The organism is Burkholderia sp. HI2500, from assembly GCF_002223055.1.
Taxonomy (GTDB): domain Bacteria; phylum Pseudomonadota; class Gammaproteobacteria; order Burkholderiales; family Burkholderiaceae; genus Burkholderia.
The window spans coordinates 1-25,824 of the sequence record NZ_NKFL01000005.1 but is presented as its reverse complement, the minus strand read 5'-3'; the positions used below and the strand labels follow the sequence as shown (position 1 = coordinate 25,824).

General features: G+C 64.0%; 26 protein-coding genes. 18 read left to right on the top strand and 8 right to left on the bottom strand.

The annotated features are described in order from the left end of the window. Positions 1 to 6 precede the first annotated feature (6 nt). From nuoG to CFB45_RS12825, 15 genes are all read left to right on the top strand, one after another. Positions 7 to 2,337 carry an NADH-quinone oxidoreductase subunit NuoG gene (nuoG, locus tag CFB45_RS12895; RefSeq protein ID WP_089425979.1) on the top strand — a complete coding sequence of 777 codons (2,331 nt, stop codon included), beginning with the start codon at positions 7 to 9 and terminating at the stop codon, positions 2,335 to 2,337. Beyond that, a complete protein-coding gene (nuoH, locus tag CFB45_RS12890; RefSeq protein WP_011352696.1) occupies positions 2,338 to 3,405 on the top strand; it encodes an NADH-quinone oxidoreductase subunit NuoH in 1,068 nt (355 codons plus the stop codon). 12 nt (positions 3,406 to 3,417) lie between these two features. After that, entirely contained in the window at positions 3,418 to 3,906 is a 489-nt protein-coding gene (gene nuoI, locus CFB45_RS12885) for an NADH-quinone oxidoreductase subunit NuoI (protein ID WP_011352695.1), read from the top strand. A 112-nt stretch (positions 3,907 to 4,018) separates the two neighbouring features. Then, on the top strand, positions 4,019 to 4,669 hold the full coding sequence (locus tag CFB45_RS12880; protein ID WP_089425978.1) for an NADH-quinone oxidoreductase subunit J: 651 nt from the start codon (positions 4,019 to 4,021) through the stop codon (positions 4,667 to 4,669). Between the two features lie 17 nt (positions 4,670 to 4,686). Further along, positions 4,687 to 4,992, top strand: coding sequence for an NADH-quinone oxidoreductase subunit NuoK (nuoK, locus tag CFB45_RS12875; protein WP_006478272.1), 306 nt, complete (start codon positions 4,687 to 4,689; stop codon positions 4,990 to 4,992). A gap of 17 nt (positions 4,993 to 5,009) precedes the next feature. Beyond that, positions 5,010 to 7,064, top strand: a complete 2,055-nt coding sequence (gene nuoL, locus CFB45_RS12870; protein WP_039370608.1) for an NADH-quinone oxidoreductase subunit L — start codon at positions 5,010 to 5,012, stop codon at positions 7,062 to 7,064. Between the two features lie 16 nt (positions 7,065 to 7,080). Beyond that, positions 7,081 to 8,571 (top strand): NADH-quinone oxidoreductase subunit M, encoded by a 1,491-nt coding sequence (locus tag CFB45_RS12865; protein ID WP_021162817.1) that lies wholly within the window; start codon positions 7,081 to 7,083, stop codon positions 8,569 to 8,571. A 39-nt stretch (positions 8,572 to 8,610) separates the two neighbouring features. Then, positions 8,611 to 10,065, top strand: a complete 1,455-nt coding sequence (gene nuoN / locus CFB45_RS12860) for an NADH-quinone oxidoreductase subunit NuoN (RefSeq protein WP_174976206.1) — start codon at positions 8,611 to 8,613, stop codon at positions 10,063 to 10,065. Next, on the top strand, positions 10,065 to 10,361 hold the full coding sequence (locus CFB45_RS12855; protein WP_046544751.1) for a DUF2818 family protein: 297 nt from the start codon (positions 10,065 to 10,067) through the stop codon (positions 10,359 to 10,361). Before nuoN ends, CFB45_RS12855 begins: the two co-directional genes overlap by 1 nt. 36 nt (positions 10,362 to 10,397) lie before the next feature. Then, positions 10,398 to 10,988, top strand: a complete 591-nt coding sequence (locus CFB45_RS12850) for an NUDIX domain-containing protein (RefSeq protein WP_089425976.1) — start codon at positions 10,398 to 10,400, stop codon at positions 10,986 to 10,988. 136 nt (positions 10,989 to 11,124) lie between these two features. Further along, positions 11,125 to 11,547 carry a DUF1178 family protein gene (locus CFB45_RS12845; RefSeq protein ID WP_089425975.1) on the top strand — a complete coding sequence of 141 codons (423 nt, stop codon included), beginning with the start codon at positions 11,125 to 11,127 and terminating at the stop codon, positions 11,545 to 11,547. 104 nt (positions 11,548 to 11,651) lie between these two features. After that, positions 11,652 to 12,848: an acyl-CoA dehydrogenase family protein gene (locus tag CFB45_RS12840; RefSeq protein ID WP_089425974.1), complete on the top strand. Its 1,197-nt coding sequence runs from the start codon at positions 11,652 to 11,654 to the stop codon at positions 12,846 to 12,848. A 19-nt stretch (positions 12,849 to 12,867) separates the two neighbouring features. Beyond that, complete coding sequence (locus tag CFB45_RS12835) at positions 12,868 to 14,001, top strand: acyl-CoA dehydrogenase family protein (protein WP_089425973.1); 1,134 nt, start codon at positions 12,868 to 12,870, stop codon at positions 13,999 to 14,001. Positions 14,002 to 14,038: 37 nt separating this feature from the next. Beyond that, positions 14,039 to 14,500 carry a MaoC family dehydratase gene (locus CFB45_RS12830; protein WP_089425972.1) on the top strand — a complete coding sequence of 154 codons (462 nt, stop codon included), beginning with the start codon at positions 14,039 to 14,041 and terminating at the stop codon, positions 14,498 to 14,500. Further along, entirely contained in the window at positions 14,497 to 14,973 is a 477-nt protein-coding gene (locus CFB45_RS12825; RefSeq protein WP_089425971.1) for a MaoC family dehydratase, read from the top strand. The genes CFB45_RS12830 and CFB45_RS12825 overlap by 4 nt, the downstream gene beginning before the upstream one ends. Positions 14,974 to 15,020: 47 nt before the next feature. Here CFB45_RS12825 and CFB45_RS12820 read toward each other — a convergent pair whose 3' ends face one another. Both CFB45_RS12820 and CFB45_RS12815 read right to left on the bottom strand, forming a co-directional pair. Beyond that, positions 15,021 to 15,713 (bottom strand): glutathione binding-like protein, encoded by a 693-nt coding sequence (locus tag CFB45_RS12820; protein WP_089426624.1) that lies wholly within the window; start codon positions 15,711 to 15,713, stop codon positions 15,021 to 15,023. Between the two features lie 257 nt (positions 15,714 to 15,970). Further along, positions 15,971 to 16,762 carry an oxepin-CoA hydrolase, alternative type gene (locus CFB45_RS12815; protein WP_089425970.1) on the bottom strand — a complete coding sequence of 264 codons (792 nt, stop codon included), beginning with the start codon at positions 16,760 to 16,762 and terminating at the stop codon, positions 15,971 to 15,973. A gap of 202 nt (positions 16,763 to 16,964) precedes the next feature. On the opposite strand from CFB45_RS12815, the gene CFB45_RS12810 reads away from it, so the two are divergent. Then, entirely contained in the window at positions 16,965 to 17,621 is a 657-nt protein-coding gene (locus CFB45_RS12810) for a glutathione S-transferase family protein (RefSeq protein WP_089425969.1), read from the top strand. Between the two features lie 42 nt (positions 17,622 to 17,663). Here CFB45_RS12810 and CFB45_RS12805 read toward each other — a convergent pair whose 3' ends face one another. Together CFB45_RS12805 and CFB45_RS12800 are read right to left on the bottom strand one after the other, a co-directional pair. After that, positions 17,664 to 18,836, bottom strand: a complete 1,173-nt coding sequence (locus tag CFB45_RS12805; protein WP_089425968.1) for a pyridoxal phosphate-dependent aminotransferase — start codon at positions 18,834 to 18,836, stop codon at positions 17,664 to 17,666. Positions 18,837 to 18,869: 33 nt separating this feature from the next. Further along, positions 18,870 to 19,367, bottom strand: a complete 498-nt coding sequence (locus CFB45_RS12800) for a putative toxin-antitoxin system toxin component, PIN family (protein WP_089425967.1) — start codon at positions 19,365 to 19,367, stop codon at positions 18,870 to 18,872. Between the two features lie 57 nt (positions 19,368 to 19,424). Between CFB45_RS12800 and yaaA the strand changes: the two genes are divergently transcribed. After that, entirely contained in the window at positions 19,425 to 20,207 is a 783-nt protein-coding gene (yaaA, locus tag CFB45_RS12795) for a peroxide stress protein YaaA (protein WP_089425966.1), read from the top strand. An 88-nt stretch (positions 20,208 to 20,295) separates the two neighbouring features. After that, positions 20,296 to 21,450 (top strand): M14 family metallopeptidase, encoded by a 1,155-nt coding sequence (locus CFB45_RS12790; protein WP_089425965.1) that lies wholly within the window; start codon positions 20,296 to 20,298, stop codon positions 21,448 to 21,450. Between the two features lie 81 nt (positions 21,451 to 21,531). On the opposite strand, the gene CFB45_RS12785 is transcribed toward CFB45_RS12790, so the two are convergent. From CFB45_RS12785 to CFB45_RS12770, 4 genes are all read right to left on the bottom strand, one after another. Then, entirely contained in the window at positions 21,532 to 22,185 is a 654-nt protein-coding gene (locus CFB45_RS12785; protein ID WP_089425964.1) for a BspC domain-containing protein, read from the bottom strand. Between the two features lie 139 nt (positions 22,186 to 22,324). Further along, the gene (locus CFB45_RS12780) at positions 22,325 to 22,999 is read right to left on the bottom strand and encodes an energy-coupling factor ABC transporter permease (protein ID WP_072440675.1); all 675 of its coding nucleotides are present in this window, start codon (positions 22,997 to 22,999) and stop codon (positions 22,325 to 22,327) included. Between the two features lie 75 nt (positions 23,000 to 23,074). Next, complete coding sequence (locus CFB45_RS12775) at positions 23,075 to 23,911, bottom strand: response regulator transcription factor (protein WP_089425963.1); 837 nt, start codon at positions 23,909 to 23,911, stop codon at positions 23,075 to 23,077. Between the two features lie 212 nt (positions 23,912 to 24,123). Continuing rightward, positions 24,124 to 25,341: a DUF2863 family protein gene (locus CFB45_RS12770; RefSeq protein ID WP_089425962.1), complete on the bottom strand. Its 1,218-nt coding sequence runs from the start codon at positions 25,339 to 25,341 to the stop codon at positions 24,124 to 24,126. Between the last annotated feature and the right edge of the window lie 483 nt (positions 25,342 to 25,824).

Below are 25,824 nucleotides of genomic sequence, written 5' to 3'. Positions count from 1 at the left end.
ACCATCATGGTTGAACTTGAAATAGACGGCAAGAAGGTCGAGGTGCCCGAAGGCAGCATGGTGATCCAGGCTGCGCACAAGGCGGACAAGTACATTCCTCACTTCTGCTATCACAAGAAACTGTCGGTTGCGGCCAACTGCCGGATGTGTCTCGTCGAAGTCGAGAAGATGCCGAAGGCCGTGCCTGCCTGCGCGACCCCCGTGTCGGCCGGCATGATCGTCCATACGCAATCCGACAAGGCCGTGAAGGCGCAGCAGTCGGTGATGGAATTCCTCCTCATCAACCACCCGCTCGACTGCCCGATCTGCGATCAGGGCGGCGAATGCCAGCTGCAGGATCTGGCGGTCGGTTACGGCAAGTCGTCGTCGCGTTACGCGGAAGAGAAGCGCGTGGTGTTCCACAAGAACGTGGGCCCGCTGATCTCGATGGAAGAAATGTCGCGTTGCATCCACTGCACGCGCTGCGTCCGCTTCGGCCAGGAAATCGCCGGCGTGATGGAGTTCGGCATGCTGGGCCGCGGCGAGCACTCGGAAATCACGACGTTCGTCGGCAAGACGGTCGATTCCGAAATGTCGGGCAACATGATCGACCTGTGCCCGGTCGGCGCGCTGACCAGCAAGCCGTTCCGCTACAGCGCCCGTACGTGGGAACTGTCGCGCCGCAAGTCGGTGAGCCCGCACGATTCCGTCGGCGCGAACCTCGTCGTGCAGGTGAAGAACAATCGCGTGATGCGCGTGCTGCCGTTCGAGAACGAAGCCATCAACGAATGCTGGATCTCGGACAAGGATCGCTTCTCGTATGAAGGCCTCAACAGCGAAGAGCGCCTGACGAAGCCGATGCTGAAGCAGGGCGGCCAGTGGATCGAGACCGACTGGCAGACCGCACTCGAATACGTCGCGAAGGGCCTGAAGGGCATCGCCGCGGATCACGGCGCGAACGCGCTGGCGATGCTCGCGAGCGCGCACAGCACGGCCGAAGAGCTGTTCCTCGTGAAGCAGCTCGCCAACGAACTGAAGACGCCGAACGTCGACTTCCGTCTGCGTCAGCAGGATTTCTCGGCGCCGGTTCAGGGCGCACCGTGGCTCGGCATGCCGATCGCCGACCTGTCGAACGTGGACGCCGCGTTCGTCGTCGGTTCGTTCCTGCGCCGCGACCACCCGCTGTTCGCCGCCCGCCTGCGTCAGGCCGCGAAGAACGGCGCGAAGCTGCATTTCCTGCACGCGACCGGTGACGACGCCCTGATCCCGACCGCGCAGCGCATCGTTGCCGCACCGTCGGCATGGCTCGACCAGCTGGCCGGCATCGCAGCGGCCGTCGCGCAACTGCGCGGCGTCGCACTGCCCGACACGCTCGCGGGCGTCACGGCATCGCCGGCCGCGCAGGCTGTCGCCCAGTCGCTCGCGAACGGCGAACGCCGCGCGGTGCTGCTCGGCAACGTCGCGGTCCGCCATCCGGAATTCGCGAAGCTGCACGCCGTTGCCAAGTGGATCGCCGACAACACCGGCGCCACGTTCGGCTTCCTGACGGAAGCAGCGAACACGGTCGGCGCGCACGTCGTCGGCGCACTGCCCGGCGAAGGCGGCCTGAACGCGCGCGAAGCGTTCGAGCAGCCGCGCAAGGGTTACGTGCTGCTGAACGTCGAGCCGGAATTCGACACCGCCGATCCGGCGCAGGCGCTTGCCGCGCTGAACCAGGCCGAGATGGTCGTCGTGATGTCGCCGTTCAAGCACAGCCTCGACTACGCCGACGTACTGCTGCCGGTTGCGCCGTTCACGGAAACGGCCGGTACGTACGTGAATGCGGAAGGCACCGTGCAGAGCTTCAACGGCGTCGTGCGCCCGCTCGGCGACACGCGTCCGGGCTGGAAGGTGCTGCGCGTGCTCGGCAGCCTGCTCGGCCTGCCGAACTTCGAATACGAGACCGCGGAAGAAGTGCGTCTCGCCGCGCTCGGCGATGCCGGCGTCGCGAGCCGCCTGTCGAACCAGACGTCGGTCGCGCCGGTGCGCGTCGCGGCGAATGCCGCGAACGGCGGCTTCGAGCGCCTGGCCGATGTGCCGATCTATCACGCCGACGCACTCGTGCGCCGCGCAGGTGCGCTGCACCTGACGGCCGCCGCGAAGGCGGCGAATGCCGCGGCGCTGCCGGCCGCGCTGTTCGACAAGCTGGGCTTGAAGGAAGGCGACGCGGTGCGCGTGCGCCAGGGCGAGCGTGCGGTGCAGTTGCCGGCCGTGCGCGACGCGAATCTTGCAGAGACCGTCGTTCGCGTGTCGGCGGCGACGCCTGCCGGCGCAGCGCTCGGCAGCCTGTCCGGTGAACTGGTGGTGGAGAAGGCGTAAATGAGCTTGTTCGATACGATCAACGCGGGCGGGTCCCAGCTTCTCGGCTTCGCATGGCCGACGGTGTGGGCAATCGTGCGCATCCTCGTCGTCTCCGTCGTCATCCTGCTGTGCGTCGCGTACCTGATTCTGTGGGAACGCAAGCTGATCGGCTGGATGCACGTGCGTCTCGGCCCGAACCGCGTCGGCCCCGGCGGCTTGCTGCAGCCGATCGCCGACGTGCTGAAGCTGCTGCTGAAGGAAGTCATTCAGCCGAGCGCCGCCAGCCGCTGGCTGTACCTGATCGCACCGGTGATGACCGTCGTGCCGGCGTTCGCCGTGTGGGCCGTGATCCCGTTCCAGGCCGAAGCGGTTCTCGCGAACGTGAACGCGGGCCTGCTGTACGCGATGGCGATCTCGTCGATCGGCGTGTACGCGGTGATTCTCGCCGGCTGGGCATCGAACTCGAAGTACGCGTTCCTCGGCGCGATGCGTGCCGCGGCACAGATGGTGTCGTACGAAATCTCGATGGGCTTCGCGCTGGTGCTGGTGCTGATGACGGCCGGCAGCCTGAACCTGTCGGAAATCGTCGGTTCGCAGCAGCACGGCTTCTTCGCGGGCCACGGCGTGAACTTCCTGTCGTGGAACTGGCTGCCACTGCTGCCGGCGTTCGTCGTGTACTTCATCTCGGGCATCGCCGAAACGAACCGCCACCCGTTCGACGTGGTGGAAGGGGAGTCGGAAATCGTTGCCGGTCACATGATCGATTACTCGGGTATGGCGTTCGCGCTGTTCTTCCTCGCCGAGTACATCAACATGATCGTGATCTCGGCGCTGACCGCGACGCTGTTCCTCGGCGGCTGGGATGCACCGTTCGAATTCCTGTCCTTCATTCCGGGCATCTTCTGGCTGGTGCTGAAGATATTCGCGCTGCTGTCGGTGTTCATCTGGGTTCGCGCGACGTTCCCGCGTTTCCGTTACGACCAGATCATGCGCTTGGGCTGGAAGGTGTTCCTGCCCGTCACGGTGGTCTGGGTGGTCGTGGTCGGCTTCTGGATGATGTCGCCGCTCAACATCTGGGTGAAGTAATCGGACGAAATCATGAGCGCAATCCAACACTTCTTTAAGACCTTCTTCCTGACCGAGCTGCTGCAGGGGCTCGCGCTGACCGGCCGTTACACGTTCAAGCGCAAGGTCACCGTGCAGTTCCCGGAAGAAAAGACGCCGATTTCGCCGCGTTTCCGCGGGCTGCACGCACTGCGCCGCTACGAAAACGGCGAAGAGCGCTGCATCGCGTGCAAGCTGTGCGAGGCCGTGTGCCCCGCGATGGCGATCACGATCGAATCGGAAACGCGCGCGGACAATACGCGCCGCACGACGCGCTACGACATCGACCTGACGAAGTGCATCTTCTGCGGTTTCTGCGAAGAGAGCTGCCCGGTCGATTCGATCGTCGAGACGCAGATTCTCGAGTACCACGGCGAAAAGCGCGGCGACCTGTATTTCACGAAGGAAATGCTGCTCGCGGTGGGCGATCGCTACGAGAAGGACATCGCCGCGGCGAAGGCCGCCGACGCGCCGTATCGTTGATTGTGTTTGCAGTGCCGGCCCGAAGCCAGGGCCGAGCCGCCGCGACGGGTGCGGCACGCGAGAGCGTCCCGCAAGCCGCGCCTGACTATGGCCTAACGATGAACCGGTAATCATGGAATTCACGACCGTACTGTTCTACATCTTCGCGCTGCTCCTGGTGGTATCAGGGCTGAAGGTGATCACTTCGCGCAACCCGGTGGCGTCTGCGCTTTTCCTTGTGCTGGCGTTCTTCAACGCCGCCGCGATCTGGATGCTGCTGGAAGCGGAGTTCCTCGCGATCCTGCTGGTGCTGGTCTACGTGGGCGCGGTGATGGTGCTGTTCCTGTTCGTCGTGATGATGCTCGACATCAACATCGACTACCTGCGCCGCGACTTCAAGCGCTTCGTCCCGATGGCGACCGTGGTCGGCGCGATCATCGTGATCGAAACCGCGCTGATCCTGTGGCGCGGCTACGGCGACACGCAGACGGTGCACGCGATGGCGACGGGCGAGATGGCCAACTGGTCGAACACGCGCCTGATCGGCAAGGTGATCTACACCGACTACATCTTCGCGTTTGAAATCGCCGGCCTCGTGCTGCTGGTCGCGATCATTGCCGCGATCGGGCTGACCGAGCGCAAGGGCAAGGACAGCAAGCGCCAGCGCGTGTCGGATCAGGTCAAGGTGCGCCGCAACGATCGCGTGCGCCTCGTGAAGATGGACGCGGAAAAGCCGCAGCCGGAAACGGCGCAGAGCGAAGCCGGTTCGGGCACCAACGGCTAAGCGGAGGAAAAGAAAACATGCTGACTCTTGCTCATTACCTCGTGCTCGGCGCGATCCTCTTTGCGATCGCGATCGTCGGGATTTTCCTGAACCGCCGCAACGTCATCATCATCCTGATGTCGATCGAACTGATGCTGCTGGCGGTGAACACCAACTTCGTCGCGTTTTCGCATTACCTCGGCGACGTGCACGGCCAGATCTTCGTGTTCTTCGTGCTGACCGTCGCCGCAGCGGAAGCCGCGATCGGTCTTGCGATTCTGGTGACCCTGTTCCGTAAGCTCGACACGATCAATGTCGAGGATCTCGATCAGCTCAAAGGTTAATTTCAGGCAACGCTGTTATGTCAACGACACTCAATGAAAACCTGCTGCTGGCGATTCCGCTCGCTCCGCTGGCCGGCTCGCTGATTGCGGGGCTGTTCGGGAACGCAGTCGGGCGCAAGGGCGCACACCGGATCACGATCCTCGGCGTAATGATCGCGTTCCTCCTGTCGGCGAAAGTCTTCTTCGACGTGATGGGCGGCGCAAGCTTCAACGCGACCGTCTATGAATGGATGAACGTCGGCTCGCTGAAGCTCGAAGTCGGCTTCCTCGTCGATTCGCTGACCGCGATGATGATGGTCGTCGTGACCTTCGTCTCGCTGATGGTGCACGTGTACACGATCGGCTACATGGCGGAAGAAGACGGCTACCAGCGCTTCTTCTCGTACATCTCGCTGTTCACGTTCTCGATGCTGATGCTCGTGATGAGCAACAACTTCCTGCAGCTGTTCTTCGGCTGGGAAGCGGTGGGTCTGGTGTCGTACCTGCTGATCGGCTTCTACTTCACGCGTGAGAGCGCGATCTACGCGAACATGAAGGCGTTCCTCGTGAACCGCGTGGGCGACTTCGGCTTCCTGCTCGGCATCGGCCTGCTGCTCGCATTCGCCGGCTCGATGAACTACGGCGAAGTGTTCGCGAAGCGCGCCGAACTCGCGAGCCTGCACTTCCCGGGCACCGACTGGGGCCTGCTGACCGTCGCCTGTATCTGCCTGTTCATCGGCGCGATGGGCAAGTCGGCACAGTTCCCGCTGCACGTGTGGCTGCCGGACTCGATGGAAGGCCCGACCCCGATCTCCGCGCTGATTCACGCGGCGACGATGGTGACCGCCGGCATCTTCATGGTGTCGCGCATGTCGCCGCTGTTCGAGCTGTCGGATACCGCGCTGTCGTTCATCACGGTGATCGGCGCGATCACGGCGCTCTTCATGGGCTTCCTCGGCATCGTCCAGAACGACATCAAGCGCGTGGTCGCGTACTCGACGCTGTCGCAGCTCGGCTACATGACCGTCGCGCTCGGCGTGTCCGCTTACCCGGTCGCCGTGTTCCACCTGATGACGCACGCGTTCTTCAAGGCGCTGCTGTTCCTCGGCGCAGGCTCGGTCATCATGGGCATGCACCACGACCAGGACATGCGCAACATGGGCGGCCTGCGCAAGTACATGCCGATCACGTGGATCACGTCGCTCGTCGGTTCGCTCGCGCTGATCGGTACGCCGTTCTTCTCGGGCTTCTACTCGAAGGACTCGATCATCGACGCGGTGAAGCTGTCGCACCTGCCGGGTTCGGGTTTCGCGTACTTCGCGGTCGTCGCGAGCGTGTTCGTCACGGCGCTGTACTCGTTCCGCATGTACTTCCTGGTGTTCCACGGCGAAGAGCGCTTCCGCAAGCCGAAGCATCCGGAATCGCCGATGGGCATGGCGGCTGCGCACGGCCACGACGACCACGGCCATGGCCACGGTCATGACGACCACGCGCACGAACCGCACGAGACCCCGTGGGTCGTGTGGGTGCCGCTGGTCCTGCTGGCGATCCCGTCGGTCATCATCGGCGCGATCGCGATCAGCCCGATGCTGTTCGGCGACTTCTTCCAGCACGGCGTTGCATTCGACAAGGTGATCTTCATCGGCGAAAACCATCCGGCCCTGGCCGAGATGGCCGAGGAGTTCCACGGCTGGGTGGGCATGGGCCTGCACTCGGTGTCGGGCCTGCCGGTCTGGCTCGCGCTCGCCGGTGTCGTTGTCGCGTGGTTCCTGTACCTGAAGCGTCCGGAACTGCCGGCGTCGATCCGCCGCGCGTTCGGCCCGATCTACACGCTGCTGGACAACAAGTACTACATGGACAAGATCAACGAAGTGGTGTTCGCCCGTGGTTCGGTGGCGATCGGCCGCGGCCTGTGGAAGGAAGGTGACGTCGTGGTGATCGACGGCCTCGTCAACGGCAGCGCGCGGTTCATCGGCTGGTTCGCGGGCGTGATCCGCTTCCTCCAATCCGGTTACATCTATCACTACGCGTTCGCCATGATCATCGGCATGCTGGGGCTCCTGACCCTGTTTGTAACGCTCGGCGGCAAATAAGGCGGGGGACAACTTAATGCACGCTTTTCCGATTCTCAGTACCGCGATCTGGCTGCCGATCGTTTTCGGCCTCCTCGTGCTTGCGGTGGGTAACGACAAAAATCCGGGGACGGCCCGCTGGATCGCGCTGATCGGTTCGCTGCTCGGCCTGGCGGTCACGATCCCGCTGATCACGGGCTTCGACTCGAGCACGGCTGCGCTGCAGTTCGTCGAGAAGTCGACCTGGATCGAACGCTTCGACATCGCGTATCACCTCGGCGTCGACGGCATCTCGATGTGGTTCGTCGTGCTGACCGCGCTGATCACGGTGATCGTCGTGATCGCCGCATGGGAAGTGATCACCGAGAACGTCGCGCAGTACCTCGCGGCGTTCCTGATCCTGTCCGGGATCATGATCGGCGTATTCTCGGCGGCCGACGGCCTGCTGTTCTACGTGTTCTTCGAAGCGACCCTGATCCCGATGTACATCATCATCGGCGTGTGGGGTGGCCCGAACCGCGTGTATGCGGCATTCAAGTTCTTCCTGTACACGCTGGCCGGCTCGCTGCTGATGCTGGTCGCGCTGATCTACCTGTACACGGAAACGCATTCGTTCGACCTCGCGACGTGGCAGAACGCCAAGATCGCGATGACGCCGCAGATACTGTTGTTCATTGCGTTCTTCCTCGCGTTCGCGGTGAAGGTGCCGATGTGGCCGGTCCACACCTGGCTGCCGGACGCGCACGTGGAAGCGCCGACGGGCGGCTCGGTCGTGCTGGCTGCGATCATGCTGAAACTCGGCGCATACGGTTTCCTGCGTTTCTCGCTGCCGATCACGCCTGACGCGAGCCACTTCCTGGCACCCGTCGTGATCACGCTGTCGCTGATCGCGGTGATCTACATCGGCCTCGTCGCGATGGTGCAGGCCGACATGAAGAAGCTGGTCGCGTATTCGTCGATCGCGCACATGGGCTTCGTCACGCTCGGTTTCTTCATCTTCAACCAGCTCGGCGTCGAAGGCGCGATCATCCAGATGATCTCGCACGGCTTCGTGTCGGGCGCGATGTTCCTTTGCATCGGCGTACTGTACGACCGCGTGCACTCGCGCCAGATCGCCGACTACGGCGGCGTCGTCAACGTGATGCCGAAGTTCGCGGCCTTCGCGATGCTGTTCTCGATGGCCAACTGCGGCCTGCCGGGCACGTCGGGTTTCGTCGGCGAGTTCATGGTGATTCTCGCGGCCGTCCAGTACAACTTCTGGATCGCATTCGGCGCGGCATTCACGCTGATCCTCGGTGCTGCCTACACGCTGTGGATGTACAAGCGCGTGTACTTCGGCGCGGTGGCGAACGATCACGTTGCCAAGCTGAAGGACATCGGCCGTCGCGAATTCCTGATGCTGGCCGTGCTCGCCGCGTTCACGCTGCTGATGGGCCTGTATCCGAAGCCTTTCACCGACGTGATGCACGTTTCCGTGGAAAACCTCCTCTCCCACGTCGCGCAGTCGAAGCTGCCGCTGGCCCAGTAATCGCGAGCGGAGGAACTCAAGATCATGCAAAACGCCCCTATGAATGTCCTGTTGCCTGACGCGCTGGTGCTGGCCGCCATCGTCGTCGCATGGCTGAACGACACCTTTACCGGTGCTTCCGGCCGCCGCCTGACTTATCTGATCGCGGTCGTCTCGTCGGTCGTGGCCGGCGTGTGGTTCGCGGTGCAGGCACTCGACCCGCAGCAGTACTACTTCTTTTCGAAGATGGTCGTCGTCGACTCGTTCGCGAGCATGATGAAGGCTGTCGTGTCGTTCGGTTTCGCGGTCTCGCTCGTCTATTCGCGCAAGTACCTCGAAGATCGCGACATGTTCCGCGGTGACGTGTTCCTGCTCGGCATGTTCTCGCTGCTCGGTCAGCTGGTCATGGTGTCGGGCAACAACTTCCTGACGCTGTACCTCGGTCTCGAACTGATGTCGCTGTCGCTGTACGCCGTCATCGCGCTGCGCCGCGATGCCGCACAGTCGAGCGAAGCCGCGATGAAGTACTACGTGCTGGGCGCGCTCGCATCGGGCTTCGTGCTGTACGGCATCTCGATGCTGTACGGTGCGACCGGCTCGCTCGAGCTGGCCGAGGTGTACAAGGCGGTCGGCGGCAACACCGACGCGGCCGTGCTGATGTTCGGCGTGGTCTTCATCGTCGCCGGTATCGCGTTCAAGCTCGGCGCCGTGCCGTTCCACATGTGGGTGCCGGACGTCTACCAGGGCGCACCGACCGCGATGACGCTGTTCGTCGGCGGCGGCCCGAAGGTTGCCGCGTTCGCGTGGGGCCTGCGCTTCCTGGTGATGGGCCTGCTGCCGCTCGCACAGAACTGGCAGACCGCGCTCGTGATCCTGGCCGCACTGTCGCTGATCGTCGGCAACATCACGGGTATCGTCCAGCGCAACATCAAGCGGATGCTTGCGTACTCGGCGATCTCGAACATGGGCTTCGTGCTGCTCGGCCTGCTCGCGGGCATCGTGAAGGGCGACGCGACGGCACCGGCGAACGCATACAGCTCGGCGATGTTCTACGCGATCGTCTATCTGATCACGACGCTCGGCTCGTTCGGCGTGGTGATGCTGCTCGCACGCCGCGATTTCGAAGCCGAAACGATCGACGACTTCAAGGGCCTCAACAAGCGCAGCCCGGTGTTCGCGTTCGTGATGATGGTCATGATGTTCTCGCTGGCAGGCATTCCGCCGACCGTCGGCTTCTACGCGAAGCTCGCCGTGCTCGAGGCAACCGTCAACGCGGGCCTCACGTGGCTGGCCGTGCTGGCCGTGATCACGTCGCTGTTCGGCGCGTTCTACTACCTGCGCATCGTGAAGCTGATGTACTTCGATGCACCGCAGGATACGACGCCGATTTCGGGCGATTTCTGCAAGCGCACGATCCTCGTGCTGAACGGCCTCGCGGTCGTCGCGCTCGGCCTGATCCCGAGCCCGCTGCTGACGGCCTGCCTGCAGGCAATTCGTCACACGCTGCCGCTGTAATGTCGGCAGCCGGCTGGTTTATCGTGCTGTTGGCGCTCGTCTGCGCCAACCTGCCGTTCCTGAACCAACGCCTCTTCGCCGTCGTGCCGTTCGGCACGGCGAAGAAGAGCGGGTGGGTGCGGATCGGCGAGCTGATCGTGCTGTACTTCATCGTTGGCGCGCTCGGCTTCTGGCTCGAGTCGCGCGCCGGCAACCGCTTCGAACAGGGCTGGCAGTTCTACGCGATCACGTTCAGTCTTTTCGTCGTGTTCGCGTTTCCCGGCTTCACGTTCCAGTATCTCGTCAAACGACGCTGACGGCTTCGGCCGTCGCGCTCAATTTTGGAGCCGCCGATGGCCGAACTACCCAATCACGACGCCGCACTGACCGAAACCTGCCTCGAAAGCGAGGCGATCTTCGAAGGCGCGTTCCTAAAGCTCAAGCGCGATACCGTCCGTCTGCCGGATGGCAAGAAAGCCACGCGCGAATACGTCCAGCATCCGGGCGCGGTGATGGTGATCCCGCTGTTCGACGACGGCCGCGTGCTGATGGAAAGCCAGTATCGCTACCCGATCGGCAAGGTGATGGCCGAATTCCCGGCCGGCAAGCTCGATCCGAACGAAGGCGCGCTTGCATGCGCGGTGCGCGAACTGCGCGAGGAAACCGGCTACACGGCACGCGAGTACGTGTTCCTGGCCCGGATTCATCCGATCATTTCCTATTCGACCGAATTCATCGACCTGTACCTGGCGCGCGGGCTGACGGCCGGCGAGCGCAAGCTCGATGAAGGCGAATTCCTCGAGACCTTCATTGCGACGCAGGCCGACCTGCAGGAATGGGTGCGCACGGGCCAGATCTCCGACGTGAAGACGATCATCGGCACGATGTGGCTCGACAAGGTGCTGTCCGGGACGTGGCCGCTCGGGCCGGTCCTGACGCCCTGAGCGCAGCGTCAGCGGCGGGTGGGGCGCCGCGTTACAATCCGGTGACGCGGCGCCACGCCGTCGCGCGATCGATATTTAGCACGACCGTTCACAAAACCGCTTTTTGCGCTACACTCGCCACACGCCCTGATTCAGCATGAAGGTCCTCGATTTACAGTGCCCGCACGGTCATCGGTTCGAAGGCTGGTTCGCTTCCGCCGATGAATTCGAAGCGCAGTTGTCCCGCAAGCTGGTCGAATGTCCGGTGTGCGGAACGACCGAGGTCAACCGTCTGCCGTCGGCGCCGCGCCTGAACTTGTCGGGCGCGACGCAGGCCCAGCCGGTCGATTCGCGTGCACTGCAGGCGCAGGTAATGCGTGCGCTGCGCGAGGTGCTGGAGAAAACCGAGAATGTGGGCGAGCGCTTCGCCGAGGAAGCGCGGCGCATCCATTACAACGAGGCGCCGGCACGCAGCATTCGTGGCGTCACGACGCCCGAAGATACGCAATCCTTGGCCGAAGAAGGCATCGACGTGATGCCGCTGCCGATTCCTGCCGCGCTCAAAGAACCGCTGCAATAGACATATGCAGTGAGTCCTTGCCGGGCCGGACGGCTGCGGACAGCCTTGCATGGGACCGGACTAACCGCTGAAGCGCTAACTCCGGTCGACAGGAGACACTGCGCATGGATCTGGATTATTCCCCCTCGGACGACGCGTTCCGCGTCGACGTCCGCGCCTGGCTCGAGGCCAACCTGCCTCACGCACTGCGCGCCAAAGTACTCGATCACAAACGACTCGATCGCGAGGATTTCGCGAGCTGGCACCGGATTCTCGGTCAGCGCGGCTGGTCTGCGCCCGCATGGCCCGTCGAATACGGCGGCCCGGGCTGGAACGCGACGCAACGACACATCTGGGACGAGGAGTGCGCGCGGATCGGTGCGCCGACCGTGCTGCCGTTCGGCGTATCGATGGTCGCGCCAGTGCTGATGAAATACGGCAGCGAAGCGCAGAAACGTCATTATCTGCCGCGCATTCTCGACGGCTCGGACTGGTGGTGCCAGGGCTATTCGGAGCCGGGGTCGGGGTCCGACCTCGCATCGTTGCGCACGCGCGCGGAGCGCCAGGGCGACCACTACGTCGTCAATGGCCAGAAGACCTGGACGACGCTCGGCCAGTACGCCGACATGATGTTCTGCCTCGTGCGCACCGATCCGGCCGCGAAGAAGCAGGAGGGCATCTCGTTCCTGCTGATCGACATGAAGACGCCCGGCATCACGGTGCGCCCGATCGTCATGCTCGACGAGGACCACGAGGTCAACGAGGTGTTCTTCGAGGACGTGAAGGTGCCGGTCGAGAATCTCGTCGGCGACGAGAACCGCGGCTGGACCTACGCGAAATACCTGCTTGGCCATGAGCGCACCGGCATCGCGCGCGTCGGCGGGTCGAAGCGCGAGCTCGCGTTCCTGAAGCGTGTGGCGTCGAACCAGCGCAAGAACGGCAAGCCGTTGCTCGCCGATCCCGTGTTCGCCGCGAAGGTCGCTGCGCTCGAGGTCGAGCTGATGGCGCTGGAGGTGACGGTGCTGCGCGTCGTCAGCCGCGAGACGAGCGGCAAGGGGCCCGGCCCCGAGGCGTCGATGCTGAAGATCAAGGGCACGGAAGTGCAGCAGGCGCTCACCGAGCTGATGGTCGACGCGATCGGCCCGCTCGCCGCACCGTTCGACGTACCGTTCCTCGACGGCCAGCGCGAGCACAGCATCGCGGGCGACGACGATGCGGCACCGCTTGCCGCGTACTACTTCAATTATCGGAAGACGTCGATCTACGGCGGCTCGAACGAGATCCAGAAGAACATCATCGCGCAGATGATTCTGGGGCTGTGATCAGGGAACGGAGACAACCATGGATTTCAGCTTTACCGATGAGCAGCAGCAGTTTGCCGACGCGCTGCGCCGTTATCTCGGCGAGCAATACGGCTTCGAAGCGCGCCAGGCAATCGTGCGCAGCGATGCGGGTGTGTCGGACACGCAATGGAGCGCGTTCGCCGAACTGGGGTTGACCGCGCTGCCCGTGCCGGACGCGCAGGGTGGCTTCGGCGGCGGCCCGGTCGACATGCTGGTCGTGATGCAGGAACTCGGCCGTGCGCTCGTGATCGAGCCGTACTGGGCAACGGCGGTGGGCGTCGAGGCCTTGCGCATTGCCGGTTCCGGCGCGGGTGAGGATGCGGCGCTGCTGGAAGCCGTCGCGCAGGGGCAGAAGCGTGTGGCAGTCGCATTCCACGAACCGCATGCGCGCTACGACCTGTTCGAACTCGACACGCATGCGCGCGAGCAGGGCGGCACGTACCGGCTGACCGGCACGAAGTCGGTCGTTCAGCATGGCGCACAGTCGGATGCGTGGATCGTGCCCGCACGCGTCGACGGTGGCGGCATCGGCCTCTTCGTCGTCGAGCGGGATGCCGCGACCGTGAAGGTGGTCGACTACCGGACGATCGACGGCCAGCGTGCCGCGACGATCGGGTTCAATGAAACGCCGGCGCGACTGCTGACGGGCGGTGCGCGCGACGCTGCGGCCCTCGAGCAGGTTGCCGACTACGCGACGTTCCTGCTGTGCGCGGAAGCGGTCGGCGTGCTCGACGAACTGAATCGCGCGACGGTCGAATACACGAAGACGCGCGAACAGTTCGGCGTGCCGATCGCGCGTTTCCAGGCGCTGCAGCACCGGATGGTCGACATGCTGATCCATGCCGAGCAGGCGCGTTCGCTGACCTATCTGGCAGCCGTACGCTACGCGAGCGGCGATGCCGATGCGCGGCGCAAGGCCGTGTCGGCCGCGAAAGCGCGTGTCGGCGCCGCCGCGCGCTTCGTCGGCCAGCAGGCCGTCCAGCTGCACGGCGGCATGGGCGTGACCAACGAGGTCGCCGCCGCACACTTGTTCAAGCGGCTGACGATCATCGAGACGACGCTCGGCGACACCGATCATCATCTTGCCCGCATCGCGGCGCTGCCCGATTTCGCGCAGACCGACGCAGCATGACGGCGACGCGCGAGCGCACCAGACAAGGAGACACCGAGTGGGCATCAGTTACGAAGACCTGGTGGTCGGCAGTACCACCGAAGTGGGCCGCTACACGTTCGAACCGGACGACATCAAGGCGTTCGCGCAACGCTATGACCCGCAGCCGTTCCACCTCGACGAAGAAGCGGGAAAAGCATCGCATTTCGGCGGGCTCGTCGCGAGCGGCTGGCATACGTGTTCGGTGTTCATGAGCCTGCTCATCAAGAAGCTCGGGTCGGACTCGACGAGCATGGGCTCGCCGGGCATCGATTCGATCCGCTGGCTCAAGCCGGTGCGCGCGGGCGACACGATCACGATGTATCAGAAGGTCCACGACAAACGCGTGTCGGAGAGCAAGCCCGACCGCGGCATCGTGTCGACGGAATGGGTCGGCGTGAACGGCGCCGGCGAGACGGTGATCACCGTGCATACCAAGGTGATCTTCGGGCTGCGCCATCCGGGAGGCACGCAGGCATGACCGACGTGACCTTGCCGCTGATCGCATCGGCGCAGGCGCTGCAGGCGCGAGTCGGCGCGGAGCCGCTCGCGAGCGGCTGGATCGCGATCGACCAGCGTCGTGTCGATGGCTTTGCCGATGCGACCGGAGATCATCAATGGATTCACGTCGATCCCGACCGCGCGCGGCGCGAGTCGCCATTCGGCGGCCCGATCGCGCACGGGTTCCTGACGCTGTCGCTGATTCCGGCGTTGATGGCCGATGCGATGCGTTTCGAGCAGAAGATGGGGGTGAACTACGGACTGAACCGCGTGCGGTTCCTGAAGCCGGTGCCGGTCGGTGCGCGTGTGCGTGCGCTGTTTGCGGTAAAGGAAGCCGCCGAGGCTGCGCGGGACGGTGTGCAGGTGACGTGGTCGGTGACGATGCAGGTCGAGCGTCCCGATGTGCCGCTGCCCGTCTGCGCGGCCGAATTCATCACGCTGCATTACTTCTGAAGCGGGGAGCGGCATGTACGGATGCCGCTCCGCCCGTCACATGCGTGTCAGTGCTTCGCGTATTGCGTCGCACCGAACAGCACCTCGCGTGCCTTGTCGTCCTGCAGCGCCTTGCGCATCGATGCGAGCACTTCGACGCCGCGCTGCACGGCCGGTCGTGCGGCGATCGCCTCGTGCCAGCGCTTCACGTTCGGCAATTCGTCGAGCACGATGCCCTGGTTCTGCCACGAGCGCGTCCACGGGAACGTCGCAATGTCCGCGATCGTGTACGCGTCGCCCGCGAGATATTCGGATTCGCCGAGCCGCTTGTCCATCACGTTGTACAGCCGCTTCGCCTCGTTCGTGTAGCGGTTGACCGCATACTCGATCTTCTCCGGCGCATACAGGCGGAAGTGGTGCGCCTGCCCGAGCATCGGGCCGACACCGCCCATCTGGAACATCAGCCATTCGAGCGTCGCATAGCGTGCGGCCGGATCGGTCGGCAGGAACTTGCCGGTCTTCTCGGCGAGGTAGATCAGGATCGCGCCCGATTCGAACAGCGAGATCGGCTGGCCGCCGGGGCCGTCCGGATCGACGATCGCGGGGATCTTGTTGTTCGGGCTGATCTTCAGGAAGTCCGGCTTGAACTGGTCGCCCGCGCCGATATCGACCGGATGGGCGCGATAAGCGAGGCCCGTCTCCTCGAGCATGATGTGCACCTTGTGGCCGTTCGGGGTCGCCCAGCTATAGACGTCGATCATCGTGAACTCCTTTGTTGCATGCGCGAAAACGGCGCCGGCAGCGCCGCGACAGGCGGTCATTAGAGCATGGATCGATGCGGGCTGCTGGCGACGGAACCGTGCGCGCCGATGCGTATGCGCAGTCGTGCGCGCGCGTCGAGCTGCATGGTGTCGGGGGCGATCGCTTGTCGTTCCGAGTCGTCGAGATTGGGGGCGTCGCCGTGCAACATCGGGTCGATGCGGTGGCGACGCGTCCATCCGAAAGCGGGCGCGACGGTTCAGCGTTTGTAGCGGGGTTGGCGTTTCTCGAGAAATGCGGTGATGCCTTCGAGCCCGTCCGCATGATGCAGCGATGCGACGAAATGATCGCGCTCCGTGGCGAGATGCGCGTCGAGCGGTTGCGTCGTCGCGTCGTCGAGCAGCGACTTGATGCGCGTGAGTGCGTTCGGCGAGATGCCGGCGAGCGCATCGGCCCATGCCAGTGCATCGGTCAGTGCCGCGCCGGGCACGGCGAGCCGGTTGACGACGCCGAGCGTGTGCAGACGTTCGGCTGCAACAGGCTTGCCTTCGAACAGGATCTCGGCCGCGATCGCACGCGGCAGCGCGCGGGCGATGAACCACGAACCGCCTCCATCGGGCGTCAGGCCGACACGCGCGTACGACATCACGAACTTCGCGTCGTGCGCGGCGACGATCAGGTCGCACGCGAGCGCGAGCGAGAAGCCCGCGCCGGCCGCGGCGCCTTCCACCGCTGCGATCACCGGCTTCGTCGAAGCGTGGATCGCCGTGACCCAGGCGGCGAGCTGATCGATGCTGTCGGCCTGGTAGGACGGATCCTTCGAGCGGTTGTCGAGCAGCCGGTTCAAATTGCCGCCCGCGCAGAAGAAGCGATCGGCGCCGGTGAGTACGACCGCGCGAATCCCGGGATCCCGTTCGGCGGTGGCGAGCGCTTCGATGCCGGCCGCGTACATGTCGGGATGCAGCGCATTGCGCGCGCCGGGGTTGGATAGCGTGAGGACGAGCGTCGATTCGCTCTCGGGCGGACGCGAGGCCAGCAGTTCAGCACTCATGCGAGCGTGTCTCCATCGGATAGCAGGGCTGCGGCAGCGGACACATGGCGCGTGCTGATGCGGACGATGTCGCAGCAGAGGTATTGTTGTCGCGGCAGACGCAAAACTTGCTTTAGACTAGCACGAACGTGCTTTTCAGCGCGATGAATCCCGGTGCGGCCGGCATCGATGCGGCCGCGCTTCAGCAAGGAAGGAGACTCCGATGCTACAGCTGTGCGGTATTCCGTTGTCCAACTATTACAACAAGGTGAAGTTCGTCCTGCTCGAGCACGACATTCCGTTCGAGGAGTCGGTATGCGGATTGCCGGTCAGCGATCCGGCGCAGCTCGCCGATTCGCCGCTCGGCAAGATTCCCTTTCTGAAGACCGAAGAAGGGGCGCTGTTCGAGTCGCAGGTGATCATCGAGTATCTGGCGGCGCGCTATCCCGAAAAAGGCATTTTCCCGGCGAGCCCGTTCGCGGCCGCGAAGGTGCGCGAACTGATCGAGACGCTCGAACTTTATCTCGAATGGGTGGCGCGCGAGGTTTACACCGAAGCGTTTTTCGGCGGCAAGGTCAGCGACGGGATGAAGGCGCACGTCGAGAAGCGCCTGCCGCGCGCGATCGACGGATTCAAGCAGATGACGCAGTTTTCGCCGTATGTGCTCGGCGAGTCGTTCAGTCTCGCGGACATCGCCGCGTGGGTCCATCTGCCGGTCATCGGCATGGCGACGAAAGCCGTATTCGGGCGCGATTTCCTGCTCGATGCAGGCATCGACTGGAAGGCGCATGCGAAGAAGGTGGGCGAGCGCCCCGCCGCGCAGCGCGTGGCGGCCGAGCGCAAGGCGTATATCGACGCGACGAGCGTCGCGCGTTCGTAAGCATGGTTCCCGCAGGGCGGTGTGCGACCGCCCGTGTGGGTCTTACAGGCGGGCGAGCCGTTCGAGCGCGGACGCGAGCGTGCTTTCCTGCTTCGCGAAGCAGAATCGGACGACGCCCGATTCGTGCGGCTCGTGATAGAACGCCGACACTGGAATGGCGGCCACGCCGATCTCCGACGTGAGCCACTTCGAGAATTCCGCTTCCGGCAGGTCGCTGATCGCCGAATAATCGACGCACTGGAAGTACGTGCCCGTGCAGGGCAGCAGCTTGAAGCGCGTGCGCTCGAGTCCGGCCCGGAAGAAGTCGCGCTTCTTCTGGTAGAAGTCGGCAAGCGTCAGGTACGGCGCCGGGTCGCGCAGGTAGTCGGCGAGCCCGATCTGCATCGGCGTGTTCACCGTGAACACATTGAACTGGTGGACCTTGCGGAATTCCGCGGTCAGCGCGGCAGGCGCTGCGACATAGCCGACCTTCCAGCCCGTCACGTGATAGGTCTTGCCGAAGCTCGACACGATGAAGCTGCGCGCGGCGAGTTCCGGATAGCGCGCGACGCTCTCGTGGCGCGCGCCGTCATAGACCATGTGCTCGTAGACCTCGTCGGACAGGATCAGCACGTTGGTGCCGCGCACGATCTCCTCGAGCTTGCGCATGTCCGACTCGCGCCACACGGTACCCGTTGGGTTGTGCGGCGTGTTGATCAGGATCATGCGCGTTTTCGGCGTGATCGCGGCCGCCAGGCGGTCGAACGGGATCGCGTAGTCGGGCGCTTCCAGCGTGACGAACACGGGCTTGCCGCCCGCGAGTTCGATCGACGGCAGGTAGCTGTCGTAGGTCGGTTCGACGACGATCACTTCATCACCCGGGTGCACCGTGCACATGATCGCGGTCAGCAACGCCTGCGTCGCGCCGGCCGTGACGGTGATTTCGGTCGCCGGATCGTAACGCCGGCCATAGACCTGCGCGATCTTGTCCGCGATCGCGTCGCGCAGCGGCGCGACACCGGCCATCGGCGGATACTGGTTGTGCCCGTTGCGCATCGCGGCGGCAACCGCATCGACGATGCGCGGATCGCAGTCGAAATCCGGAAAGCCCTGGCCGAGGTTCACCGCGCCTTTTTCTGCGGCAAGCGCGCTCATGACCGTGAAGATCGTCGTGCCGACGTTCGGCAGGCGCGAGGGGAAAACGGGAGTCGTTGGCATGTCTGAAGGAGCGTTCATCGATACGGTCGAAATCGGGTGGTGCGGCGTAGGTCAGGCCGGCGTGGTCGTCGTGTCCGGCGTGGCGTCGAGCGAGCAGGCCTCGGTAAATGGCGCGGGCTGCGCGATCCGGAAGCCGAAGTCGCGTGCGGTGCGCTTCGCGAGCTTCAGCAGCGCGCGGTCTTTCGACACGAGCCACTCGGCCTGCGCGGCGCGGGCGAGTTCGAGAAACTTCTGGTCGTCGCGGTCCTTGCACTTCGGCAGCGGCGGCGCGCCGGCGTCGACGGGCGGCGGCTCGACGAGGCTCGCCAGCCGGGCGACGGTCGCGAGTGCGGCCGCCTTGTCGATGGCGCGCGACTGGAACTGCGGATAGTCGAGCACGTATTCGAGCTCGGTCAGGCAGCGGCCGTCGATCACGGCGGCAAGCGCGCCGCTTTCCAGCGCAGCCCGGATGGGGCGCGTAGCGGGGTCGTCGAATACGAGGATGTCGATCCAGACGTTCGAGTCGAGCACGACGCGGTGCGCGGCGTGCGGGGCGAGAGAGCGGGTCATTCGTTACAATCGGTGGTTTTCGTCTGACCGCAAGGCACGGCGTGCCAGCGAGCCTCTATGATAATCGTTCTCTCTCCAGCCAAATCCCTCGACTACGATACGCCCGCGCACGTCCAGTCTTACACGAAGCCTGCATTCGTCGACGACGCGTCCGAGCTGATCGACGGCCTGCGCAAGCTGTCGCCGCAGGACATCGCAACGCTGATGGATATCTCCGATCCACTTGCGCGCCTGAATTTCCAGCGCTACGCCGACTGGTCGTCGACCTTTACGCCCGCCAATGCGAAGCAGGCCGTGCTCGCGTTCAACGGCGACGTCTATGAAGGTTTCGACGCGAAATCGCTGTCGTCCGCCGATCTCGACTATGCGCAGCAGCACGTGCGCGTGCTGTCGGGCCTGTACGGGCTGTTGCGCCCGCTCGACCTGCTGCAGCCGTACCGGCTCGAGATGGGCACGCGTTTCGCGAACGCGCGCGGCAAGGATCTGTACGCGTTCTGGGGCGACCGCATCACGCGGGCGCTGAACGAACAGCTCGAAACGCGCAGCGGTGCGGCGCGCGTGCTGGTCAACTGCGCGTCGACCGAATACTTCAAGTCGGTCAAGCCGAAACTGCTGGCCGCACCGGTCATCACACCGGTGTTCGAGGACTGGAAGGGCGGCCGCTACAAGATCATCAGCTTCCATGCGAAGCGTGCGCGCGGTCTGATGGCGCGCTTTATCGTCGAGAACCGTATTGCCGACCCGAAGGCGCTGAAGGATTTCGCGACGGAAGGCTATGCGTTCGATGCGGCGGCGTCGAACGATTCGACTTACGTATATCGCCGGCGAGTCGGCGAGTGACCCTGCCGGCCGTTCACGAGACGGCCGGCGCATGCATGAGGCCGGGCAAGCGCTACACCGCCTGTTCCGGTCGCCCCAGGAGAGACAGATGGCCCTTTCGATCACCAGCAATTTCGACGCAGGCGCAATCGACGTCGTGTCGTGCGACAGTCCCGATGCGATTCGGCTGCGCGTGCGCGGCGACACCCGCTCGGAATTCGCGCAATGGTTTTACTACCGCTTGACGGGCGTGCGCGGCGAGCGCTGCGTGATGACGTTCGAGAATGCTGCCGAATGCGCGTATCCGTCGGGCTGGCGCAATTACAGCGCGGTGGCGAGCTATGACCGGGTCGACTGGTTCCGCGTGCCGACGACGTTCGACGGCAAGACGATGACCATCGACCATACGCCGGAATTCGACAGCATCTACTACGCGTATTTCGAGCCGTACTCGGAAGAGCGTCACGCGGCGTTTCTCGGCGCGGTTCAGCAGTTGCCGCAGGCGAGCGTCGTCGAACTCGGCTGCACGGTTGAAGGTCGCCCGATGTCGCTGCTGACGCTCGGTACGCCGGAAACGGATGGCGTGCCGAAGAAGAAGGTGTGGATCATCGCGCGCCAGCATCCCGGCGAGTCGATGGCCGAATGGTTCGTCGAAGGTCTCGTCAAGCGGCTGGCCGGATGGGGCGACTGGGCCGGCGATCCGGTCGCGCGCAAGCTGTACGATCGTGCGACGTTCTATATCGTCCCGAACATGAACCCGGACGGGAGCGTGCATGGCAACCTGCGCACCAATGCCGCAGGCGCGAACCTGAACCGCGAGTGGATGGCGCCCGATGCCGAGCGCAGTCCCGAGGTGCTGGCCGTGCGCGATGCAATCCATGCGATCGGCTGCGACATGTTTTTCGACATCCACGGCGACGAGGATCTGCCGTATGTGTTCGTTGCCGGGTCCGAGATGCTGCCGAGCTTCACCGAGCAGCAGGGCAAGGAGCAGACCGCGTTCATCGAAGCGTTCAAGGTCGCGAGCCCGGACTTCCAGACTGAGCACGGCTATGCCGCGAGCAAGTACAAGGAGGACGCGCTCAAGCTCGCGTCGAAGTACATCGGCCATCAGTTCGGCTGTCTGTCGCTGACGCTCGAGATGCCGTTCAAGGACAACGCGAACCTGCCCGACGAACGCGTCGGCTGGAACGGCGAGCGAAGCGCGGCGCTCGGCGCAGCGATGCTGGCGGCGATCCTGGTGCACGTCGACACGTTCGCGTAAGCGTAGCGTCGCCGTATGAAAAAGCCGGGGCATCTCAGGATGCCCCGGCTTTTTTATTTCTGTGGATGCCGCTTCGGCGGATCAGGACTTCTTCGCGGTCTTCTTCACGACCTTCTTCTGGCCGCTCGACTTTTTCGTTGCGACGGCCTTCTTGCTGCCGGTACGGCCCGATGCCTTTGCCTTGCCCTTGCCTCGGTGCGACTTGCCCTTGAATTTCTTCGTCGAGGACGAGGAGCGCTCGACGCGCGGCTTAAGCGGCGGAACCGGGTCGTTCCAGCTGAACGCGAGCATCTGCTGACCGACATAGCCGCATCGGAATTTCAGCGGCGTCGCGTCGCTGCCGTCGCTGTGGATGCCGAGGCCGTCGACCGTGACGATATTGTCGACCTTCACGCGCTGCTTGCCCTGGTCGAACGAGTCGTTCCATGGCGTGATCGTCGCGTTGCCGCTGTCGAATGCGTTCGGCGCGAAGTCGACGCGGTCGAAGGCCGACGACGTGCTGGCGATGAAGCTGCCGTGCGCTGCACAATCGGCGGCGAGCGGATCGGCATGCATTTCGTTGACGAATTTGTTGATCAGTTCGGAGCGCTGGTCGAGCAGATCGGCGAATGCCGGTGTCGGAAGCGCAAGCGACAGGCCCGCAATACAGGCTGCCAGCTTGCCGAGCGCCCGGAAAATCCGGAGCGACGCAGGAGAGCTGTCCATCTGGTTATTGGTGAGGAGCGAATGAGACATCGGGCACGTATAGATGCCCGATGAAGAACCGGAGTTCAATCTTAGCGTAAAAAAGTTGTGCGGCAGTAGATGTCGCATTCTGCCGTACTGAGGGAGGGGAGGCCGGCGCGTGATGACGGCGCCGCCGCCGGAGGGCAATTCAGGCGCGCGGGCCGCCGAGACGATAGCGCCGGACGTCGAAGGTCGTGACCCACGCGGGACGATAGACAGCGATGAGTGCGGTCGCCATGCCGGTGAACCACGCTTCGCCGAGTGCGAGCAGCGCGGTGTTCAGCAGATAGCCGGCCGGAATCACGACGGGAACGCCATCCGCGAGCGCGAGCTGGACCCCGGCAGCGGCAGCGGCAACCGCGATGATCGCGATGGCGGGCGACAGGAATCCCTGGCCGGTAATGAACGACGCGAGATTGTGCGGCAACCATGCGAGTGCGGCGCGCTGCAGCAATGCCGACACGGCGACCGGCAGCGCGCCGTAGATCAGATAGGTCAGGCCAATGCCCTGCCAGGGCGCATCGAAGATGATCGCGGCGACCGCCGTGACGGCGCCCATCGCGATCAGTGCGAGTGTCCAGTCGAACAGCGTGACGAGCAGCGTCGCGCCAAGCAGATGCATGACGATGCCATCGTCGAGCCACGCATTCGAGGCCCAGAGGACCGCAATGGCGGTGACGAGCGCGAGCCACACGTGCTGGAGCGTGGCGTCCTGCAGGCGCACGAAGGGACGATTCCAGATCGCGAGCGCGAGCAGGGCCACGGCGGCGATCCAGCCACCGATGCCAACCCAGAGCGGAAGCGGTGTGAAAAGAAAACCCATGCGTCCATATTACTCGTTGAGCATCAAAGGTGGGAATCCGCACACACCGACCGTCGCAATATCGAGACTGTTTAACTAGCGTTCGCGCCGGAACCGCGCTGGCGGCTCGGCGGCGATCGGCAGGTCCTGCGCGCTATCGATCGAGGCCGGCAACGGGTACGGGCGGTTACTCCGTTGCGTACGCAGCGGAACCGGGCCCTGTTCGCCGATGGGCGGCTTGCGCGCACGACTGCGGTTCGCCAACAGCACCTCGAGATGGGGCGACAGCCAGCCGTTGTAGATTGCGACCGCGGCGGCCCGGTTGGCGGCACCGAGCTGCTGGAAGATGCTGGCGAGGTGGATCTTGACAGTGCCTTCGCTGATGCCGAGTGTGCGAGCGATCATCTTGTTGGTGCTGCCCATGTGGACGAAGCGCATGATCTGCGCTTGCCGCGGCGACAGGAGGCCGCTCGGCGGCCGCCGGGGAAGCGACCCGGCGAGCGTCTGGAAATGGGCATCGTAGCGCGCCGCAGCAGCGGAAGGCAGCAGGCGCAGCGCGATCGGCGGAATGTAGTGTCCGCCCAGCAGCACGATCTCGAGCGCACGCACGATCAGGTGTGGCCGCGTGGAATGCGGGATCACGCCGGCGACACCGTAGTTGAAGAAGCGCTGGATTGCTTCGGGCGAAGTTTCGTCGACCAGGACGGCGACGGGTGTCGGCGAGCACGCGCTGCAGAGCGCCTGAAGCTCGCTGAGCCGGCCGACGTCGAGCCAGTCGATCGCGACCAGGTCGAAACGCTGGTTGCGCAGCAGCCTGCGCGCCTGAAAACTGTCGGGCACATCGTTGATGCCGGCGTGACGGTCGATCTGTCGCAACAGGGCCTTCAGTCCGTCACGCCGCTCGGCGTCTGAATTGAGCATCAGGAACCGCATATTCAACCTCCGTAATGTGAGCCATTGATCTGCCGTCTGGCATGCCTTGGGTCTGATAATGACAAAGACCTTACACGATGTCTGCTTGGCTGAAAGGCTTAGGAAAAGTATGAAATTTCGGGCGACGGGAGGACAGACAAGTAAAAAGCCGCTCCGGTGGGAACCGTGAGCGGCTTCAGGTGGGCAGGCCGTCGGGCCTGCTGTGCTGCGGATTAGTGGAAGTGCGGCTGGGCGGGTGACGCGTCTTCCGGCATTTCAGCGTGGACGATTTCGCCGAGCGGATCTGCGTAGAGCGGCACGCCGCAGTCATCGCAATATTCAGGTTCGAAGCGGCCCGCGTGCCGCCGGACGTCGGTTACGCCGCATTCCTTCAGCAGACTCACGATTTCCTCGACCGGGCCTTCGATCGGCGCTTCGCCTTCGAGCGTCGCACTGTCGATCGACATGTCGCCGTTTTCACGGCCGTAAAGCGGCCATACGACGCCGTAGATTACGTCGTTGCTGGCACGCCGCGTGAAGCCGACACGGTACTCGTCGATACGGCGTTCGCCGAAGCCGGCGACCACCGCGCGGAGCTCTTGCGGCGCTGCACCAAGTGTGTCGAATAGATAACGAATGGCCGTTCGGACCGTATGTGGACGTATCCGTTCGTCCGCATCCCGGCAGGCCGAGTAGTACGCGTCCGGAAGCAGGCATTCGAATTCGCAGCCGGGCAGCGCGATCGACAGGTTCGGGCCACCTTGGGCCGTCCATTGCTCGAGGCACTGGCCGCGTTCGATCCGGCTGCCGTTTTCTTCTTCCTGCCAGCGGAACAGCGGTGCGCCGGCGGGGGCCGCAACGACGGCGAGCAGGAAGCGCGGGTCGGCGAGGATCGGCGAGGTTTCGGGCAGGTCGCCGAAGCTGAGCTTGGGCGTGTGCCGGCTGATCGCCCCATGCGCGAGCTGCTGGGCGAGCCGGTAGGTCTCGACGTGGTGTCGCGGCAACTGGTCGATGCTGTAGAGGAACGGGGCAAGCCCGACGAGGGTACCGTTCGCAAGGACGTGCGCCTGCAGGTGCGTTCGAAGTGCGTCGGCAACGTCGCCCTTGAGCGGGCCCGACGGGATCATGTAGCGCGTCCATGCGAGAACCGGGACGGCGACCAGCAGCGCATCGAACGGTTGGCCGTCGTGCTCGATCACCATCGACTCGCTGTGCGTCTCGGCCATGTCGGCGAGCGCGCCATAGGCGTCGGGATGATTTTGCTGCAGATGGTCGAGCGCTGCGTCGAGCGTGGTCTGGTTGCCGTTGCGGACAATCTTGGAGAGCAGCGCATCGAGCTTCGCTTCCCAGAAGCGGTCCTCGATGCGGCTGCCCGAGGCGAAGAGCGCAAGCGACAGGCCGACCAGTTTGTCGGCATCGGGGGGGAGGCGTTTGGCGATTCGCTGGCGCATATTAAAGACGTATATAGAAAGAGGCGAAGAGCCTCACATTCTAGTCCGTTCTTTGCACCATAAGCGGTCTCGTGCCGACACATGGCCGGCTGGCCGAATTGCAGCTTTTGTAAAAAAGTTGCTTCAAACCCCTTGCGCGAATGTCGCGAGCTACCTACAATCACGCCTCTTTCGCGCTAACGGAAACGCGGCGCGGGAGAAGGGAAGCAAGGCGGGTGGTGTGCTGGAGTCTGAAGCGCGCAGCTGGCCTGGAAGTTGAGCCCCGCAGTCGCAACGATGCAGTAAAAAAGTTGTTGACGAACTGCGAAACACGGTTCATAATCTCGCTTCTCTGCTGCTGAAAACGCAGCGCTGCCGGGAAACACGAAGTTCCTCGCAGAATGCTCTTTAAAAATTAACAGCCGATAAGTGTGGGCGCTTGATGAAAGCGAGCTGATCCTCGGATCAGATAGCGAAAGTATCAAGAGTCTCACACTAAAGTAA

Excerpts from the sequence above, each read along its gene's own strand:
- CFB45_RS12855 (WP_046544751.1), top strand. The coding sequence starts at position 10,065 with ATGTCGGCAGCCGGCTGGTTTATCGTGCTGTTGGCGCTCGTCTGCGCC.
- CFB45_RS12805 (WP_089425968.1), bottom strand. The coding sequence starts at position 18,836 with ATGAACGCTCCTTCAGACATGCCAACGACTCCCGTTTTCCCCTCGCGC.
- CFB45_RS12780 (WP_072440675.1), bottom strand. The coding sequence starts at position 22,999 with ATGGGTTTTCTTTTCACACCGCTTCCGCTCTGGGTTGGCATCGGTGGC.
- CFB45_RS12845 (WP_089425975.1), top strand. The coding sequence starts at position 11,125 with ATGAAGGTCCTCGATTTACAGTGCCCGCACGGTCATCGGTTCGAAGGC.
- nuoL (WP_039370608.1), top strand. The coding sequence starts at position 5,010 with ATGTCAACGACACTCAATGAAAACCTGCTGCTGGCGATTCCGCTCGCT.
- CFB45_RS12800 (WP_089425967.1), bottom strand. The coding sequence starts at position 19,367 with ATGACCCGCTCTCTCGCCCCGCACGCCGCGCACCGCGTCGTGCTCGAC.
- CFB45_RS12810 (WP_089425969.1), top strand. The coding sequence starts at position 16,965 with ATGCTACAGCTGTGCGGTATTCCGTTGTCCAACTATTACAACAAGGTG.
- nuoI (WP_011352695.1), top strand. The coding sequence starts at position 3,418 with ATGAGCGCAATCCAACACTTCTTTAAGACCTTCTTCCTGACCGAGCTG.
- nuoH (WP_011352696.1), top strand. The coding sequence starts at position 2,338 with ATGAGCTTGTTCGATACGATCAACGCGGGCGGGTCCCAGCTTCTCGGC.
- CFB45_RS12835 (WP_089425973.1), top strand. The coding sequence starts at position 12,868 with ATGGATTTCAGCTTTACCGATGAGCAGCAGCAGTTTGCCGACGCGCTG.
- CFB45_RS12865 (WP_021162817.1), top strand. The coding sequence starts at position 7,081 with ATGCACGCTTTTCCGATTCTCAGTACCGCGATCTGGCTGCCGATCGTT.
- CFB45_RS12770 (WP_089425962.1), bottom strand. The coding sequence starts at position 25,341 with ATGCGCCAGCGAATCGCCAAACGCCTCCCCCCCGATGCCGACAAACTG.
- CFB45_RS12825 (WP_089425971.1), top strand. The coding sequence starts at position 14,497 with ATGACCGACGTGACCTTGCCGCTGATCGCATCGGCGCAGGCGCTGCAG.
- CFB45_RS12790 (WP_089425965.1), top strand. The coding sequence starts at position 20,296 with ATGGCCCTTTCGATCACCAGCAATTTCGACGCAGGCGCAATCGACGTC.
- CFB45_RS12775 (WP_089425963.1), bottom strand. The coding sequence starts at position 23,911 with ATGCGGTTCCTGATGCTCAATTCAGACGCCGAGCGGCGTGACGGACTG.
- nuoN (WP_174976206.1), top strand. The coding sequence starts at position 8,611 with ATGAATGTCCTGTTGCCTGACGCGCTGGTGCTGGCCGCCATCGTCGTC.
- CFB45_RS12815 (WP_089425970.1), bottom strand. The coding sequence starts at position 16,762 with ATGAGTGCTGAACTGCTGGCCTCGCGTCCGCCCGAGAGCGAATCGACG.
- CFB45_RS12850 (WP_089425976.1), top strand. The coding sequence starts at position 10,398 with ATGGCCGAACTACCCAATCACGACGCCGCACTGACCGAAACCTGCCTC.
- CFB45_RS12840 (WP_089425974.1), top strand. The coding sequence starts at position 11,652 with ATGGATCTGGATTATTCCCCCTCGGACGACGCGTTCCGCGTCGACGTC.
- CFB45_RS12820 (WP_089426624.1), bottom strand. The coding sequence starts at position 15,713 with ATGATCGACGTCTATAGCTGGGCGACCCCGAACGGCCACAAGGTGCAC.
- yaaA (WP_089425966.1), top strand. The coding sequence starts at position 19,425 with ATGATAATCGTTCTCTCTCCAGCCAAATCCCTCGACTACGATACGCCC.
- nuoK (WP_006478272.1), top strand. The coding sequence starts at position 4,687 with ATGCTGACTCTTGCTCATTACCTCGTGCTCGGCGCGATCCTCTTTGCG.
- CFB45_RS12785 (WP_089425964.1), bottom strand. The coding sequence starts at position 22,185 with ATGTCTCATTCGCTCCTCACCAATAACCAGATGGACAGCTCTCCTGCG.
- CFB45_RS12880 (WP_089425978.1), top strand. The coding sequence starts at position 4,019 with ATGGAATTCACGACCGTACTGTTCTACATCTTCGCGCTGCTCCTGGTG.
- nuoG (WP_089425979.1), top strand. The coding sequence starts at position 7 with ATGGTTGAACTTGAAATAGACGGCAAGAAGGTCGAGGTGCCCGAAGGC.